Annotated in this window: 16 protein-coding genes; 12 read left to right on the top strand and 4 right to left on the bottom strand. The window is 69.4% G+C overall.

Features of this window, described 5'->3' with window-relative positions:
* Positions 1-9: 9 nt before the first annotated feature.
* The 4 genes from OZ671_RS15335 to OZ671_RS15320 all read left to right on the top strand — a co-directional run bounded on the left by OZ671_RS15335 (position 10) and on the right by OZ671_RS15320 (position 2,870).
* A complete protein-coding gene (locus tag OZ671_RS15335) occupies positions 10-372 on the top strand; it encodes a DUF6489 family protein (protein ID WP_268861555.1) in 363 nt (120 codons plus the stop codon).
* Positions 373-542: 170 nt separating this feature from the next.
* Complete coding sequence (locus tag OZ671_RS15330) at positions 543-1,064, top strand: hypothetical protein (RefSeq protein ID WP_268861554.1); 522 nt, start codon at positions 543-545, stop codon at positions 1,062-1,064.
* A 94-nt stretch (positions 1,065-1,158) separates the two neighbouring features.
* Positions 1,159-1,770: a L,D-transpeptidase gene (locus OZ671_RS15325; RefSeq protein WP_442957088.1), complete on the top strand. Its 612-nt coding sequence runs from the start codon at positions 1,159-1,161 to the stop codon at positions 1,768-1,770.
* Between the two features lie 89 nt (positions 1,771-1,859).
* Complete coding sequence (locus OZ671_RS15320) at positions 1,860-2,870, top strand: amino acid ABC transporter substrate-binding protein (protein ID WP_268861628.1); 1,011 nt, start codon at positions 1,860-1,862, stop codon at positions 2,868-2,870.
* Positions 2,871-2,990: 120 nt separating this feature from the next.
* On the opposite strand, the gene OZ671_RS15315 is transcribed toward OZ671_RS15320, so the two are convergent.
* The 3 genes from OZ671_RS15315 to OZ671_RS15305 are packed head-to-tail and all read right to left on the bottom strand — an operon-like array spanning position 2,991 to position 6,435.
* Complete coding sequence (locus OZ671_RS15315) at positions 2,991-3,848, bottom strand: SDR family oxidoreductase (protein WP_268861552.1); 858 nt, start codon at positions 3,846-3,848, stop codon at positions 2,991-2,993.
* A complete protein-coding gene (locus OZ671_RS15310) occupies positions 3,845-5,659 on the bottom strand; it encodes an acyclic terpene utilization AtuA family protein (protein WP_268861551.1) in 1,815 nt (604 codons plus the stop codon). Before OZ671_RS15310 ends, OZ671_RS15315 begins: the two co-directional genes overlap by 4 nt.
* Positions 5,656-6,435: an enoyl-CoA hydratase-related protein gene (locus OZ671_RS15305; RefSeq protein WP_268861550.1), complete on the bottom strand. Its 780-nt coding sequence runs from the start codon at positions 6,433-6,435 to the stop codon at positions 5,656-5,658. The genes OZ671_RS15310 and OZ671_RS15305 overlap by 4 nt, the downstream gene beginning before the upstream one ends.
* A gap of 84 nt (positions 6,436-6,519) precedes the next feature.
* Here OZ671_RS15305 and OZ671_RS15300 point away from each other — a divergent pair, with 84 nt between their 5' ends.
* The gene (locus OZ671_RS15300) at positions 6,520-7,338 is read left to right on the top strand and encodes an enoyl-CoA hydratase/isomerase family protein (protein WP_268861549.1); all 819 of its coding nucleotides are present in this window, start codon (positions 6,520-6,522) and stop codon (positions 7,336-7,338) included.
* 16 nt (positions 7,339-7,354) lie between these two features.
* Here the strand turns inward: OZ671_RS15300 and OZ671_RS15295 are convergent, their stop codons facing one another.
* Positions 7,355-8,557: an acyl-CoA dehydrogenase family protein gene (locus OZ671_RS15295; protein WP_268861548.1), complete on the bottom strand. Its 1,203-nt coding sequence runs from the start codon at positions 8,555-8,557 to the stop codon at positions 7,355-7,357.
* 166 nt (positions 8,558-8,723) lie between these two features.
* Between OZ671_RS15295 and OZ671_RS15290 the strand changes: the two genes are divergently transcribed.
* The 7 genes from OZ671_RS15290 to OZ671_RS15260 are packed head-to-tail and all read left to right on the top strand — an operon-like array spanning position 8,724 to position 16,600.
* Entirely contained in the window at positions 8,724-9,341 is a 618-nt protein-coding gene (locus tag OZ671_RS15290) for a TetR/AcrR family transcriptional regulator (RefSeq protein ID WP_268861547.1), read from the top strand.
* The gene (locus OZ671_RS15285; protein WP_268861546.1) at positions 9,338-10,819 is read left to right on the top strand and encodes an acetyl-CoA carboxylase biotin carboxylase subunit; all 1,482 of its coding nucleotides are present in this window, start codon (positions 9,338-9,340) and stop codon (positions 10,817-10,819) included. Before OZ671_RS15290 ends, OZ671_RS15285 begins: the two co-directional genes overlap by 4 nt.
* 2 nt (positions 10,820-10,821) lie before the next feature.
* Positions 10,822-11,322 carry an acetyl-CoA carboxylase biotin carboxyl carrier protein subunit gene (locus OZ671_RS15280; RefSeq protein ID WP_268861545.1) on the top strand — a complete coding sequence of 167 codons (501 nt, stop codon included), beginning with the start codon at positions 10,822-10,824 and terminating at the stop codon, positions 11,320-11,322.
* A 1-nt stretch (position 11,323) separates the two neighbouring features.
* Positions 11,324-12,931, top strand: a complete 1,608-nt coding sequence (locus OZ671_RS15275; protein WP_268861544.1) for an acyl-CoA carboxylase subunit beta — start codon at positions 11,324-11,326, stop codon at positions 12,929-12,931.
* Positions 12,932-12,939: 8 nt separating this feature from the next.
* Entirely contained in the window at positions 12,940-13,776 is an 837-nt protein-coding gene (locus OZ671_RS15270) for an ABC transporter ATP-binding protein (protein ID WP_268861543.1), read from the top strand.
* On the top strand, positions 13,773-15,713 hold the full coding sequence (locus OZ671_RS15265; RefSeq protein WP_268861542.1) for an AMP-dependent synthetase/ligase: 1,941 nt from the start codon (positions 13,773-13,775) through the stop codon (positions 15,711-15,713). The genes OZ671_RS15270 and OZ671_RS15265 overlap by 4 nt, the downstream gene beginning before the upstream one ends.
* Entirely contained in the window at positions 15,713-16,600 is an 888-nt protein-coding gene (locus tag OZ671_RS15260; RefSeq protein WP_268861541.1) for a branched-chain amino acid ABC transporter permease, read from the top strand. The genes OZ671_RS15265 and OZ671_RS15260 overlap by 1 nt, the downstream gene beginning before the upstream one ends.
* Positions 16,601-16,608 lie beyond the last annotated feature (8 nt).

Below are 16,608 nucleotides of genomic sequence, written 5' to 3'. Positions count from 1 at the left end.
GATCCATCTATGCTGCAATCCGATGCTCCTTCCTCGCCGGCGCGGAACCGGCGGGAGCGGCGCATCAGAGGGGATGCAGGCGGAGGATCGCCCATGAAGATCACCATCAATATCGACTGCACGCCGGTGGAGGCCCGCGCCTTTCTCGGCCTGCCCGACGTCCAGCCCATGCAGCAGGCCTTTCTCGCCGAGGTCGAGAAACGCATGATGGCCGAGGCGCAGCGATTTTCGCCCGAAGGCCTGGCGCGCATGTGGCTGTCGGGCATCCCGGGCAGCACCGACTGGATGCCGGAACTGTTCAAGGGGCTGTTCGGGCAGATGTCGGGCCAGCCGTCGCCGGGCAGTGGAACCAAAGGCAAGGGAGAGAGTTAACTTTCCCGGTGCCGCCGGAGCCGGCGAACGATGTCGCGTCCCCCGCGATAGAAGAAGGCTTCGGCAGTCCATGTTGAACGGAGCGGATTCCAAGTTTCGATCGGGCGGGTGACAGACCGGACGGAACCTCCTAGTCTCTCCCCCGGTAATGGCTCGCCGAGGATGCATTCATGCCGCCGTCCCCTAGCCCGATATCGTCGACGCCCCTGTTGCAGTCCTTCCGCTCCCTGACCAAGCCTGCCGCCGTTACCTTCGCCGCCCTTGCTATCGCGCTGCTCGTCTCCGGTTGCGCGAGCACGCCCGAGCCGGGCGCGCAGCAGCGCGCGAGCCTGCCGGGCGCCTATCCGACCGAAGGCCTGGTCGGGCGCTGGGGCGTCGCCTCCTATCGGCGCGACCAGGACCGGGCGCGCACCGAGGCGCAGGCGCGCACCCAGTGCCGCCAGCCCTATGTGATCACCAAGGGCCCGACCGACGGCGTGATGATGCATATTGCCGACGACGCGACGCCCTACGAGCTGAAGCTGAAGGGCAGTCCCGACGGCAAGACCTATCTCGGCTTCGACGTGCCGGTCGGCGACCGCAACGACCGCGAAGTCGTCTCCTTCAGCTCGTCGCTCGTGGTGCTGCGCTTCATCAATCCGGAGATCGCCGAGCGCTACGGCACCATGGTCTATGTGCGCTGCCCGGGCTGACGGCGCCTTCTCGCCTTTTCCCATGACGAACGAGGTGGACAGCATGACATCGGCTTTTCGCATGGAGTGTCCGGCGCGCCCGTCCTGGCGGGCCATGGCTTTCGGCCTGGCGCTGGCCGGCTGCGGCCTGGCGACCCTCGGCGCAGGCACGGCGCTCGCCCAGGGCGCACCGGCGTCGGCCGCGCGCGAGACGATGGATATCGGCGACGAACCAGGGCGGGTGCCGACGCCGGAAGCCGAACGGCTCGAAGGCCCCTTCGCGCGCCAGATGGTCTATTTCCGCACCAACGAGCCGCCGGGAACCGTCATCATCCACACCTCCGAGCGCTTCCTCTATCTCGTCCAGGGCAACAACCGGGCCCTGCGCTACGGCATCGGCGTCGGCCGCGAGGGCTTCCAGTGGTCGGGCGTCCAGCGGATCTCGCGCAAGGCCGAATGGCCGGACTGGCGGCCGCCGCCGGAGATGATCACGCGCCAGCCCTATCTGCCGCGCTTCATGGCCGGCGGCCCGGGCAATCCGATGGGCGCGCGGGGGCTCTATCTCGGCGCCACCATCTACCGCATCCACGGCACCAACCAGCCGCAGACGATCGGCCAGTCCGTGTCATCGGGCTGCTTCCGGCTGGTCAATAGCGACGTCACCGACCTCTATGACCGTGTGCCCGTCGGCACCAAGGTCGTCGTCCGGCACGCCGCGGCGCTCTGACGCCGCGGGTCCCCCTCTCGACCCGGAGCAGAGATCCCATGTCCTCGGTTGCCCCGCCGGCCCGCCCGTGCGTCGCCGTCTTCGCCACCATCCAGCGGCTCGCTCTCGCGGCGACGCTGGTCCTCGCCGGCGCGGCCGCGGCTTCGGCACAGACCCTGAAGACCGTGCGCGATCGCGGCAAGCTCGTCTGCGGCGTCAGCCAGGGCCTCGCAGGCTTCTCGGCGCACGACGACAAGGGCCAGTGGGCGGGCTTCGACGTCGACTTCTGCCGGGCGCTGGCGGCGGCGATCTTCAACGATCCGGCCAAGGTCGAATTCGTGCCGCTCGCCGCCAACGAGCGTTTCGAGGCGCTGGTGCAGAGGCGTATCGACGTGCTCTCGCGCAATTCGACCTGGGCGCTCGAGCGTGAGACCGGCGCCCAGGGCGTGCTGTTCGCCGGCATCACCTATCATGACGGCCAGGGCTTCATGGTGGCCCGGCGGCCGGCGGTCACCTCGGCCCTCGAACTCGACGGCGCGACCGTCTGCGTGCAGCCGGGCACGACCACCGAAGCCAATCTGCGCGACTTCTTCCAGGCCAACGGCATGAAGCTGGAGGCGCGGCCGTACCCGACCGCCGCCGAAGCGCTCAAGGCCTTCGAAACCGGCACCTGCGACGTGATGACCCGGGACATGTCGGCGCTCTATGCCGATCGCCTCAGCCTGCCGCGGCCGGCCGATGCGGTGATCCTGCCCGACGTCATCTCCAAGGAGCCGCTCGGGCCGGCCGTGCGCCAGGACGACGTCGCCTGGTTCAACATCGTCAAATGGGTAGGCTTCGCCCTCGTCAATGCCGAGGAGCTCGGCATCTCCTCGCAGACCGTCGCGGATGCGATGAACTCGGCCAAGCCCGACGTGCGCCGCTTCGTCGGCGCCGACGGCGGCTTCGGCGCGCGGCTCGGGCTCGATCCGACCTGGGCGGTCCAGGCGGTCAAGGCGGTCGGCAACTATGCCGAGATCTATGAACGCAATGTCGGCGTCCAGTCGCGCCTCGGCATCCCGCGCGGGCTGAACCAGCTCTGGAACCTCGGCGGCATCCTCTACGCGCCGCCGCTGCGGTGAAGCGAGAGCATAGCCGCTGCGCCGGCTATGCTCCGCAGCAGGAGCCGTCGCGCTTCGAGGCTCGCCGCGCTCGGGTCTCGAAGGACGCCGCCGTCTGCGCAGCGCCCGACCGGTACGGCGCTACGCGCCGGTGCCGCCGAAATAGGCGGGACGGGGAATGGTCCACTGGTCGCCCCAGACCTGGTTGCCGCCATCCACCACCATCACCTCGCCGGTGACGAAGGCGCCGCTCGGGCCGACGAGATAGGTGACCGCGTCGGCGACGTCGCGGGCCTTGCCGAACCGCTGCATCAGGTTCGAACGGGGCAGGTCGCGCCGGGCTTCGTCGGAATAGACGTCCATGCCCTCGGTGCCGATCGCCCCGGGCGCGACGCAGTTGACGCGGATGCCGAGCGGCGCCCATTCGATCGCCACCGTCTTGGAGAGATAGATGACGCCGGCACGGGCCGCGCAGGTATGGGCGACGCCGGGCATGCCACGCCAGATCACCGTGACGATGTTGACGATCGAGCCCTCGATGCCGCGGTCGCGCCAGGCGCGGGCGGCGGCCTGCATCATGTGCCAGGTGCCGGTCAGGTTGGTGTCGATGACCGCGTTCCAGCCCTTCACCGAATAGTCGATGGCCGCCTGCGGGAACTGGCCGCCGGCATTGTTGACGAGATGGTCGAGCCGGCCGAAATGCTGCCAGACCTCGGCATGAAGGCGGCCGACCTCGTCGGGATCGCGGATCGACACCGGGCGCACCAGCACATCACCGCCGAAGCCGCGGATCAGCGCGGCGGTCGCCTCGAGCTTTTCGACCTTGCGGCCGCAGATGGCGACCCGCGCGCCGAGCCGGGCGCACTGGATGGCGATCGCCTTGCCGATGCCGCTGCCGGCGCCGGAAACCAGCACGACCTGGCCGTCGAGCAGGTCGTCGCGATAGGTGAGCGGACCGGTGACGAGATCGTCGGCCGGATCGGCGGGACGGTCGGTCATGCGCGGCTCCTGTCGGTCAGGGATGCGGCCAGCCCGGCCGGCACGGGAATGGCGATATCCATCAGCATCTGGGCGAAGGCCTTGCCCTGCGGGTCGATCCGCAGCGAAGCGACGCCGCCGCCGCCGAGGCAGTCGTGCAGCACGAAGTTGAGTGCATGGGTGCCCGGCAGGTCGAAGCGCTCGACCCGGGTGACGCCGGTCTGGCGGAAATAGGCGGCAATGCGCTCGGGTGTCAGCGCGGCGCGGATGAACGGCAGGTATTCGGCCTTGCGCGCGATGACGCCGACATTGGCGGAATTGCCCTTGTCGCCGCTGCGTCCGACCGCGAGTGCGACGAGCGGCACGGCCGTCGCCGCGTCTGCTGGCAGCGCTTCGGCGGGCAGCTCCGGGAACGGCGCCTGCGGCTGTGCGGATCCTGCCGGCTCAGCGGCCGGCAGATCGACGCTCTGGCCGTCGATGGCGACCCTTGCCGCGACCTCGCCGGCCGGCAGCAGGAAGGAGAAGCCGCGCAGCACCGGCTGGACGCCCGGCCGCCCGGCGAAGAACCCGGTCAGGCCCTGCGCCATGGCGGTGGCGGCGGGTGCGATCTCGCGGGCGAGAATGGCGAGCGCCGCTTCGTTCGGATGGCGCGCGCCGATCTTGAGCACGACCTCGCGGGCGGCGGCCGCCTCGGGCCGGGCCTCGGCGCCATAGGTGGCTTCGCTGCCCAGCACCTCGATCGAGGTTTCCGAGAAATCGCCGAGGCCGGCCTGGGCGGCGAGCCGGCGCGCCCGCGCAATGATCGCCTCGCCCGTGCGCCGGGCTTTCGGTGCGGCATCGCGGCCGGCGATGGTCACCGTGCCCATGGTGCGGAAGCCGTCGGGATAGGTCGCGCTCACTTTCAGCGTGCCGGTCGGCGGACGGCCGCGCGCACCGGCCACCGCGACGCGGTCGGGACCGTCCTGGACCATCGTCACGCCGCGGAAGTCGCAGGCGACGTCGGGCAGCAGATAGGCGGCCGGGTCGCCGATCTCGTAGAGCATCTGCTCGGCGACGGTGAGCGGGGTGATGAGGCCGCCGGTCGCCGGCGGCTTGGTGACGACGAAGGTGCCGTCGGCGCGGCATTCGGCGATCGGGAAGCCCATATCGTCCCAGCCGGGCACCTCGGCCCAGTCGGTGGCGAGGCCGCCGGTCGCCTGGGCGCCGCATTCCAGCAGGTGGCCGGCCAGGCTGCCGCCGGCGAGGCGGTCGTGGTCGGTCGCGGCCCAGCCGAATTCGTGCATCAGCGCGCCGAGCGTGACGGCCGAATCGACGCAGCGCCCGGTCACCACGATGTCGGCGCCGAGGCCGAGCGCAACGGCGATCGGGCCGGCGCCGAGATAGGCGTTGGCGCTGGCGAACCGCTCGGGCATCGGCGCGCCGGTGAACATTTCGCGGATGCCGCGGTCGCGCAGCATCTCGATGCGCGGCAGCAGATCGTCGCCGGTGACCACCGCGATCTTCAGGTTGAGGCCGAGCGCGGCGGCGCGGCGGCTCAGTTCGGCGCCGGCGGCCTGCGGGTTCATGCCGCCGCCGTTGGAGACCACCTTGATGCCGCGCGAGGCGATCTCGGGCAGCAGGCCGGCGACGGTCTCGACGAAGTCGGGCACGAAGCCGAGCTCCGGTTTCTTCGCCCGGATGCGGGCGAGCAGGGCAAGCGTGATCTCGGCGAGGTAATCGAAGACGAGATAGTCGATCGCGCCGCGTTCGACGAGCTGGCGGGCACCGGCCGGCGTGTCGCCCCAGAAGCCCGAGGCGCAGCCGATGCGGACGGTTCTTGCCGGTTCGGTCATGGCGTCACCCAGCTCGGCTTGCGGCGTTCGTTGAAGGCCTTGAAGCCCTCGACCGCGTCGTCGGTCCGGGCGAGCAGCGGCAGCACGCGCTGGGCATATTCGAGGCCGGCGAGATAGGGCATCTCGGCAATGGTGTTGAGCGCGCGGCGGCCGAACCGCATGGCGGTGGGAGCGCCGCCGGCAATGTCGGCGACCAGCGCGTCGACCGCCGCGTCGAGGTCGGCCGCGGGAACCGCGCGCGTGACGGCGCCGATCGCCTCGGCCTCGGCGGCCGAGACCGGCTTGCCGGTGACGGCGAGCCGGGTGGCGTCGCGCCGCGACAGGACGCGCAGGATCGAGGGCAGGATCATCAGCGGGAACAGGCCGAGCGTGATCTCGGGCGTGCCGAGCCGGGCATGGTCGGCGGCGACCGCGAAGTCGCAGGCGCAGACGAGGCCGAAACCGCCGCCGAGCGCATGGCCGTTGACCCGCGCGATGGTGGCGACCGGACAGTCCTCGATGGCGCGCAGGAGATCGGCGACCGGATTGTCGAGCCGGTTCGGGTCGACCCGGAACGGGTCGCCTTCGGCGTCCTGCTTCAGGTTGCCGCCGGCACAGAAGACCTTGGCGCCGGCGCCGGTGATCACCACCGCGCGGATGCCGGGCCGATCGCCGACGCCGCGCACGGCCGTGGTCAGTTCGCGCAGCACGGCATCGTCGAGGGCGTTGCGCCTGTCCTCACGGTCGATGGTGAGCCACAGCGCCTGCCCCCGTGTCTCGACACGGACCTCGGTCATCGTTTTCTCCCATTGAATGATATTCATTTTTGAGAGACTGTAGCTGAAATCATGCCGGGTTCAAGGGCGGAGCTGCGAGGAAACATGACCGATCCCATCACCGGAGCAACGGAGAGCGCGGCCGAGGCGCCCGTCATCGTCAGCCGCGACGGCGCCGTCGCCATCGTCAGGCTCAATCGGCCGAAGCAGCTCAACGTGCTCGACGTCGCCATGGGCGAAGCGCTGCTCGCCGCCTTCGAGCGCCTGTCGGCGGATGCGACGGTGCGGGCCGTGGTGCTCGCCGGCGCCGGCCGGTCGTTCATGGCCGGCGGCGACCTGACCGTATTCCATGCCGATCCGGGCGCAGCGCCGCAGGCGGCCGCCCGACTGATCGATCTTTTTCATGCGACCATGCTGGCCATACGGGGCATGGCGCAGCCGGTCATCGGCGCGCTGCAGGGCCCGGTGGCGGGCGGCGGCCTCGGCCTGGCGCTCGCCTGCGATCTCGGCATCGCCAGCGACGATGCGACTTTCCTGTCGGCCTATACGAAGATCGCGACCAGCCCGGACGGCGGCACGACCTGGTCGCTGACGCGGCTGCTCGGTCCTCGCCGCGCGCTGGAGGTGATGCTGCTGAACGAACCCATGGACGCCAAGACCGCGCTGGCCTTCGGCCTCGTCAACCGCGTCGTGCCGCCGGGCGAGGTCGAGGCCGAAGCCGTGGCGCTGGCGCATCGCATCGCGGCTGGCGCCCATGGCGCGACGGCCGCCGTGAAGCGGCTCGTCGATCATGCCGTGACGGCGACCTTCGCCGCGCAGCTCGCGGCCGAAAAAGCATCCTTCGTCGAGCGCGCCGGCACCGCCGATTTCCGGGAGGGCATTGCCGCCTTCCTCGAGCGCCGGGCGCCCCGCTTCGAACCCTGAAGCGGGGCGCGGCCGCTCAGCGCAGCAGCTCGCCCGCGATGATCAGCTTGCGCACTTCCGTGGTGCCGGCGCCGATCTCCAGGAGCTTGGAGGCGCGGTAGAGCCGGTTGACCTCGGTCTCGCGCATGTAGCCGGCGCCGCCGAAGATCTGCACGGCGTCGGCCACCACCTTGGAGCAGCCCTCCGCCGCGAACATGATGGCGGCGGCGGTGACCTTGTGGATCTCGCCGCGTCCGCCCGCGCCCTCGGCCAGGTCATTGGCCTCGGCGAGCGTGCGGTAGCACAGCGACTTCATCGCCTCGACCGTGACATACATCTCGGCGAGCTTGCCCTGGACGAGCTGGAAATCGCCGATCCGCCGGCCGAACTGCTGGCGCGTCTTGGCATAGTCGATGGCAAGTTCCAGCGCGCGCTCGGCCATGCCGACATTGATCATGGCGACGATGGCGCGTTCGAGGTCGAGCCCGCTCATCACCACGGCCACGCCGTTGTTCTCGGTGCCGACCAGATTGGCCGCCGGGATCCGGCAATCGTCGAAGGTGAGCTCGGCTGTCGTCGAGCCGCGGAAGCCCATCTTGTCGAGCTTCTGCGCGACCGCGAAACCCGGCGTGCCCTTCTCGACCACGAAGGCGGAAATGCCCTTGGCGCCGCGCGCCTTGTCGGTCTTGGCATAGACCAGCACGACGTCGGCCACCGGCCCATTGGTGATGAACAGCTTGCGGCCGTTCAGCACATAGCCGTCGCCGTCGCGTGTCGCGGTGGTCGCCATCGAACCCAGGGCGTCGGAGCCGGCGCCCGGCTCGGTCAGGCCGAGCGCGCCGATCTTCGAGCCGTCGCAGAGCCCCGGCACGATGCGCCGCCTGAGGTCGGCGCCGGCATTGCGGGCGATGTTGTTGAGGCAGAGATTTTCGTGCGCGACATAGGACAGCGCGACCGCCGGATTGTAGCGCGCCAGCCCTTGCGTGATCAGCGCCGAGGTGAAGAAGTCCGAGCCGCTGCCGCCGAGTTCCTCGGGTACGGTGACGCCAAGGAAGCCCATGCCGGCCAGCGCCGGCATCGCCTCCGGCGGCCACCATTCCTCGTCGTCCATCCGCTGCTGCAGCGGCAGCAGTTCGTCGCGCGCGAAACGCGAGGCGAGATCAAGCACCTCGTGCTGCTCGGAGGTCAGATCGAAGGCCGTGACCCTGGTGTTGCGACCGTCGATCGCGTGCGTCTCCATGGTGTCCTCCCCAGGACGTTTTCGCCATTCCGGCGTGTTGACAGGCTTCAATGAATAATATTCACTATGGTCAACTTGGCAAGCGCCCGACAGAAAACGAGTGGCGCTCCGGGGAGGACATCATGCTCAGGGACTGGCGCGGCCTCGCCGCGGCTCAGGCGCGCCCATGCCTGTGATCAGCGCGAAACGGATGCAGGATCGGCGCGACTCGATCCTGGCCGCGGCCAAGCAGGTCTTTGCCGAGAAGGGTTTCGAGGCGACCTCGATCGCCGACATCGCCCGCGCCGCCGGCATTTCCGATGGACTCGCCTATCGCTATTTCCAGGGCAAGCGCGACCTCCTGAACGAGGTGCTGCGCGCCTTCTACGAGCGGACGATGGTCGACCTCGAGATCATCGCCGGCCGCGACGCGCCGTTCGAGACGCGCCTGCACGACCTCATCCATCGCCATCTGTTCGCCTTCGTCGCCGATGCAGACCTTTGCCGGCTCTTCATCTCGGAGGTCCGGACCGCAAGCGACTATCAGGGTTCGCCCGTCCACGAGCTGAACCGGCGCTATACCTCGATCCTCGTGCGCATCGTCGAGGATGGCGTCGCCAACGGCGAGGTGCGCGGCGACATCGATATCCGCCTGGTGCGCGACGTCATCTTCGGCGCCATCGAGCACCGCTCCTGGGCGGCGGTGAACGGCCGGCCGCTCGATGTCGACGCCACCGCGCGCAACCTCGTCGAACTCCTGCGCTACGGCCTGGTGGCACGGCCACAAACGGGATCCAGCCGATGAGCCGCCTCTCCTTCGATACCCTGCTGGTCGCCAACCGGGGCGAGATCGCCTTGCGGATCATCAGGACCGCCAGGCGCCTCGGCCTGAGGACGGTTGTCGTCTGCCATGACGCCGATCTCGATTCGCCCGCGGCGGCCGCGGCCGACACCGTCGTGCGCCTTGAGGGCCGCACCGGTGTCGCGGCCTATCTCGACGGTGCGCAGATCATCGCGGCGGCGACGCGGACCGGCGCCCAGGCGATCCATCCCGGCTACGGCTTCCTGTCGGAAAACGCCGCCTTTGCCCGGGCGGTCGCCGCGGCCGGCCTGATCTTCGTCGGGCCGACGCCCGAGGCCATCGACCTGATGGGCGACAAGGTGCGCGCCCGCGCCTTCGTCGCCCGCCACGGCTTCCCCGTGGCGCCCTCGGCAATCGAGGACGACGACCCGAAGAGCTTCGTCGATCGCGCCCGCGCGCTCGGTGCGCCGCTGCTGGTCAAGCCGTCGGCCGGCGGCGGCGGCAAGGGCATGCGCATCGTCCGCGACATGGCCCTCATCGAACAGGAGATCGCCCAGGCGCGCAGCGAGGGCGAACGCTATTTCGGCGACGGCCGGCTCTATGTCGAACGCTTCGTCGAGCGCCCCCGGCATATCGAGGTGCAAGTGCTGGGCGATGCGGCCGGCCATGTCGTGCATCTCGGCGAGCGCGAGTGCTCGGTGCAGCGGCGCTTCCAGAAGATCGTCGAGGAGACGCCGTCGCCGGCCCTGACGCCCGCCCTGCGCGCGCGCATCTGCGAGACCGCGGCGGGCATCGCGCGCGCCGCGGGCTATCGCAATGCCGGAACGGTCGAATTCATCTATGGCGCGGGCGAGTTCTATTTCCTGGAAATGAACACGCGCCTGCAGGTCGAGCATCCGGTGACCGAAATGGTCACCGGCATCGACCTCGTCGAGCAGCAGCTGAAGGTCGCCGCTGGCGAGCCGCTCGGCTTCGGCCAGGCCGAGATCCCGGCGAATGGTCACGCGATCGAGCTGCGCGTCTATGCCGAATCCGCCGCGCGCGGCTTCACGCCGACGACCGGCCGCGTGCTGGCGCTCGACCTGCCGCAGGGCGAAGGCGTCCGGGTGGACAGCGGCATCGGGCAGGGCCAGCGGGTGACCACCGCCTTCGATCCGATGCTGGCAAAACTCATCGTGCACGGTGCCGACCGCGCCGAGGCGATCGCCCGGGCCAGGCGCGCGCTCGCCGATTTCGTACTGCTCGGCTGCGAGACCAATACACCGTTCCTCGGCCGGCTGATCGCCGATCCGGCCTTTGCCGAGGGCGCCGTCCATACCGGCTGGCTCGACGAAAATCCCGCGCTCGCCGCCGAGCCCGCGCTCGACCGGGCGACGGAGACGAAGCTGCTGGCGGCGGCGGCGCTGCTCACGCGCGCCGTGCGCGACGGCGCCGATGCCGTGCCGAGCCTGCACGCGGCGATCGGCGGCTGGAGGAACTGACCATGCGCCACGCCTTCGACATTGCCGGTTCCGAGATCGAGCTCTGGCTCGGCCGCGACGGCGAGGCCTACCGGCTGAACGGACCCGACGGGACGACGCGTGTCGCGTTGTCCGAGGGGCCGGCGCCCCGGCGGGTGCTGACCGTCGACGGTCTCAGCCAGCCGATCGTGGTGGCGGTGGAGGGCGAGCTCGTCCACATCCATCTCGACGGCCACAGCCACACGATCCGCCATCTCGATCCGGCGCGGCGTTTCGCCGAGGCCGAAGCGGGCGGCGGCGCCGACATGGCGCGCGCACCCATGCCGGGCACGGTGGTGCGCGTCGTGGTCGCGGCCGGCGAGGCCGTCGCCTCGGGCGATCCGCTCGTCGTCATCGAAAGCATGAAGCTCGAGACCACGATCCGCGCCTGGCATGACGGCCGGGTCGAGGCGGTCCATGTGAGCGAGGGCCAGACCTTCGACCGGGACGCGCCGCTGGTCAGCCTGTCCGCGAACGAGGCCTGACATGCGCAAGATCGTCTCCTCGCTCGATACCCGCTCCTCCGAGTTCCTTGCCAATCTCGCGCACAACAGGGGCCTTGCCGCCGCGCTGAAGGAGCGCCAGCGCGAGGCCCGGCTGGTCCGGCCCGAGCGCGATCTCCAGCGCCTCGCGCGGCAGAACAAGATGTTCGTGCGCGATCGGATCGAGGCCCTGCTCGATCCCGGCACGCCGTTCCTGGAACTGTCGACGCTCGCGGCGGGCGAGGCCTATGGCGGCGACGTGCCGGGGGCCGGCATCGTCTCCGGCATCGGCATCGTCTCCGGCCGCGAGGTGATCATCCATGCGGACGATGCCAGCGTGAAGGGCGGCGCCTGGTATCCGCTGTCGGTGAAGAAGATCGTCCGCACGCTCGACATCGCCATCGAGAACCGCCTGCCGGTGGTGCATCTGTGCGACAGCGCCGGCGGCTTCCTGCCGCTGCAGGCGGAACTCTTCGGCGACCGCTATCTTGCCGGCCGCATCTTCCGCAACCAGGCGACGCTGTCGAAGATGGGCGTGCCGCAGGTGGCGATCGTGCTCGGCCATTGCACCGCGGGCGGCGCCTATGTGCCGGCGCTCAGCGAATACAATGTCATCGTCAAGGGAACGGGCGCGATCTTCCTCGGCGGGCCGCCGCTGGTGAAGGCGGCGACCGGCGAGGAGGTGACGGTGGACGAGCTCGGCGGCGCCGACGTCCATACCCGCATTTCCGGCACGGCCGACTATCCGGCGACCAGCGAGCGCCATGCCATCGCGATTGCACGCGAGATCGTCGGCACCTTCCCGAAGCGGGCCAAGGCAGCGCTCCAATGGGCCAGCCCCGAGCCGCCGGCCTATGATCCCGACGAGCTCTACGGCGTCATCCCGCGCGACATCAAGGTGCAGTTCGACATGCGCGAGGTGATCGCCCGCATGGTCGACGGCAGCCGCTTCCACGAATACCAGCCGGCCTATGGCACGACGCTCGTCTGCGGCTTCGCCCATATCTGGGGCTGCCCGGTCGGCATCCTTGCCAACAATGGCGTGCTGTTCAACGACAGCGCGCTGAAGGGCGCCCATTTCATGCAGCTCTGCGACCAGAACCGCACGCCGGTCCTGTTCCTGCAGAACATCACCGGCTACATGGTCGGGCGCGAATACGAGCACCGCGGCATCACCAAGGACGGCGCCAAGATGATCATGGCGGTGTCGGGCCTGGAGGTGCCGAAGATCACCGTGGTGGTCAACGGCTCGTTCGGCGCCGGCAATTACGGCATGTCGGGCCGCGCCTTCGATCCGCGCTTCCTGTTCATGTGGCCGCAGAGCCAGATTTCGGTGATGGGCGCCGAACAGGCGTCCAACGTGCTCGCCGACATCAAGATCCGCCAGCTCGCGCGCCAGGGCGAGGCGCTCGACGCCGCCGGCATCGCCGCGATCCGCGAGCCGATCCTGGAGGAATACCGGCGCCAGTCGAGCGCCTATTATTCCACTTCGGAAATCTGGGACGACGGCATTCTCGATCCCGTCGATACCCGCAATGCGCTGGCCATCGCCCTGTCCGCGGCGCTCAATGCGCCAGGACGGGATCCCCACTACGGCGTCTTCAGGATGTGAGGCGTGCCATGGACCGAACCGGCATCGACATTCCATCCCCATCCGCCCGCCCGGTGGTGCTGGCCTGCCGCGACATCGAGCGCTCCTTCGGCGGCCTGAAGGCGTTGAAGGGAGCGTCGCTCGATGTGCGCGAGGGCGAGATCTTCGGCCTGGTCGGGCCGAACGGCAGCGGCAAGACGACGCTCGTCAACGTCGTTACCGGCTTCTATCCGCCCAATGCCGGCAGCGTCACGCTGTTCGGCGAGAACATCACCCATGTCGCGCCGCATCTGGTGGCGCGCCGCGGGGTGGCGCGCACCTTCCAGAACCTCGCCCTGTTCAAGGGCATGAGCGTGCTCGACAACATCCTGATCGGCCGCCACGTGCACATGCGGCCGAGCGCGCTCGGCACCTTCTTCTACTGGTGGTGGGCGCAGAAGGAGGAGCTGGCGAACCGGCGGATCGTCGAGGAGATCATCGAGTTCATGCAGCTCCAGGACATCCGCGACGAGCCGGTGGACGTCATCCCGCTCGGCCTGCAGAAGCGTGTCGAGCTTGCCCGCGCGCTGGTCGCCGAGCCGCGCTTCCTGATCCTCGACGAGCCGATGGCCGGCATGAACCAGGAGGAGAAGGAATATATCGCACGCTTCATCCTGGACGCGCGCGAGGCGCGCGGCGTCACCATCCTGATCATCGAGCACCACATGGACGTGGTGACCGCGATCTGCGACCGGGTGGTGGTGCTCAGCTACGGCGAGATCATCTCCGAGGGCAAGCCGCATGAGGCGATCGCGCATCCGCGCGTCGTATCGGCCTATCTCGGCGAACGGGCGGCCAAGCGCCACCAGGAAGCGGTGACGTCATGAACGCGCTTTCGACCGACATCGCAAAGGCGGCGGCGGCCGATGGCCAGCCGGCGACGCTGGTCGCCGCGCTTGCCCGCAATGCCGCGCGTTCGCCCGACCGCATCGCCTTCCGCGAACGCAAATACGGCGTCTGGCAGGAGCTGACCTGGAAGCAGGTGCAGGACGAGGTGCTGGCGATGGCGGCGGCGCTGGACGCGCGCGGCCTCAACCCGGGATCGGCGCTCATCGTGATCGGCGACAACCGGCCGCGGCTCTATTTCGCCATGCTGGCGGCCAATGTGCTGAAGGCCTTTCCCTCGCCCGTCTACCCGGACGTGCCGCTCGACGAGCTCGTCGTCTCGACCCGCCACGGCGCGCCCGACTTCGCGGTGGCCGAGGACCAGGAACAGGTCGACAAGCTGATCGAGCTGCGCGAGCGGATCGGCCGGCCGGCGACCATCGTCTACGATGATCCACGCGGCCTCGACGGCTATGCCGCGGCCGGCCTCGTCTCGCTCGAGGCGCTCGTCGCCGAGGGGCGCGCACGGCTCGAGCGGGAGCCGGGCCTGGCCGCGGCGCTGGCCGGCCGCGCCGGCCCCGACGACGTCACGGTGCTCCTCCATTCCTCGGGCACGACCGGCGAGCCCAAGGGCATTCCGCTCAGCCATGCCAATGTCACGCGCGGCGTCATGAACGCGGCGGCCAGCGGCTATTTCCGCGAACACGAGGAGCTCTTCGCCTATCTGCCGACGGCCTGGGTCGGCGACTTCGTGTTCACGCTCGGCGCCGGCCTGATGCTGACGGCGACCATCAACATCCCCGAGCGGCAGGAAACGGTGATGCACGACCTGCGCGAGGTGGCGCCGACCTTCTATCTCGCCGCGCCGCGCGCCTGGGACCAGATGCTGACGCGCATCCAGGTCGGCATGAAGAACTCGACGCCGCTGAAGCGGCGGCTGTTCGACACGTTCATGCCACGGGCGGTGGCCCTGGAGAAGAAGCGCCTCGCCGGCGAGCAGCCCGGGCTCGGCGAGCGGTTGATGCACCGGATCGGCGACGTCCTGGTCTATGCGCCGCTGCGCGACTATCTCGGCCTCGGGCGGGCCGAGCGCGCCTTTACCGGCGGCGAGGCGCTCGGCGAGGACACGTTCCTGTTCTTCCGCGCGCTCGGCATCAAGCTGAAGCAGTTCTACGGCCAGACCGAGACCTGCGCGCTGACCGCCGCGCAGAGCGAGGGCCGGGTCAAGCTGCACACCGTCGGCCGGCCGATGGAGGGCGTCGCGGTCCGCATCGACGACAGCGGCGAGATCCTGGTCAGGTCGCCGTCGGTGATCACGGGCTATTTCGACGATCCGGCAAGCTCGGCCAAGGCCATCGTCGACGGTTGGCTGCACACCGGCGATGCCGGCTTCCTCGACGAGGACGGCGATCTCGTCGTGCTCGGCCGCGTCTCGGAGGTGGTGCGCACGGCGGCCGGCGAGCGCTACATTCCGAACTTCATCGAGAACCGGCTGAAGTTCAGCCCCTATATCCGCAATGTCGCCGTCATCGGCGCCGGCCGCGACCAGCTCACCGCCATCGTCTGCATCGATTTCGACGCGGTCGGCCATTGGGCGGAGGAGCGGCGCATCTCCTACACGTCCTATGCCGATCTCTCGCAGAAGCCCGAGGTGCAGGAGCTGGTGGGCTCGGTCATCGCCCATGTCAACACGCTCCAGCCCGAAGGGCTGAAGGTCCGCCGCTTCGTCAACCTGCACAAGGATTTCGACGCGGACGACGGCGAGATCACGCGCACCCGCAAGCTGCGCCGCAACACGATCGAGACGACCTATGCCGCGTTGATCGCGGCGCTCTATGGCGGCGAGCGGCAGACCGTGTTCGACGCGGCCATCACCTATGAGAGCGGCGAGCGCGGCGTGATCCGGCGCACCCTTACGATCAGCGAGGTTCCGGCCTGATGGACGTCCTGCTCATTTCGGAACTGGCGCTCAGCGGCGCCTTCGTCGGCCTGATGTATGCCCTGGTCTCGCTCGGCATCGTGCTCATCTACAAGACCTCGGGCCTTGCCAATCTCGCCCAGGGCGCCATCGCCATGACCGGCGCCTATATCACCTGGGCCCTCTCGGCCGGCCTCGGCGCGCCCATGTGGCTCGCCATCGTGCTGGCCCTCCTCGTCATGTTCTTTGCCGGCGCCATGGTCGAGCGCCTGGCGCTGCGCCGGATGATCGGCCAGCCCGTCATCATGACCATCATGCTGACGCTCGGCATCGAGATCCTCTTGCGCGGCCTGATGCCGGGTGTGTTCGGAGCGGCGGTCAAGCGTCTCGACATCGGCATCCCGCAGGCTCCCGTCTTCATCGGCGAGCTCCTGATCAACCGGGCAACGCTGATCGGCGGCTCGCTGTCCTTCCTGCTCATCGTGCTGTCGCTGGTCTTCTTCAATTCGCGTTACGGCATCGTCATGCGCGCGGTGGCCGACGACCAGACCGCCTCCTGGTCGGTCGGCATCCGCGTGGAGAAGGCGATCGCGGTCGCCTGGGGCCTGAGCGCGGTGATCGCGACCGGCGCCGGCATCCTCTGGGGCGCGACGCAGGGCGTCGACTGGTCGCTGTCGCTGCTGCTGATCAAGGCGCTGGCGATCGCCATCCTCGGCGGCCTCGACTCGATCCCCGGCGTGCTCATCGCGGGCCTCATCGTCGGCGTCGCCGAGAGCCTTGCGACCGGCATACTCGATCCGCTGGTCGGCGGCGGCACCCGCGACATCGTCGCCTCCGTCATCATCCTGCTCACGCTGCTCCTGAAGCCGCACGGCCTGTTCGGCCGCGAGCATATCGAGCGCGTCTAGGAGCCAGC

This window comes from Phreatobacter sp. AB_2022a (assembly GCF_026847585.1).
GTDB lineage: Bacteria > Pseudomonadota > Alphaproteobacteria > Rhizobiales > Phreatobacteraceae > Phreatobacter.
This window is presented reverse-complemented; position numbering and strand designations above follow the sequence as displayed.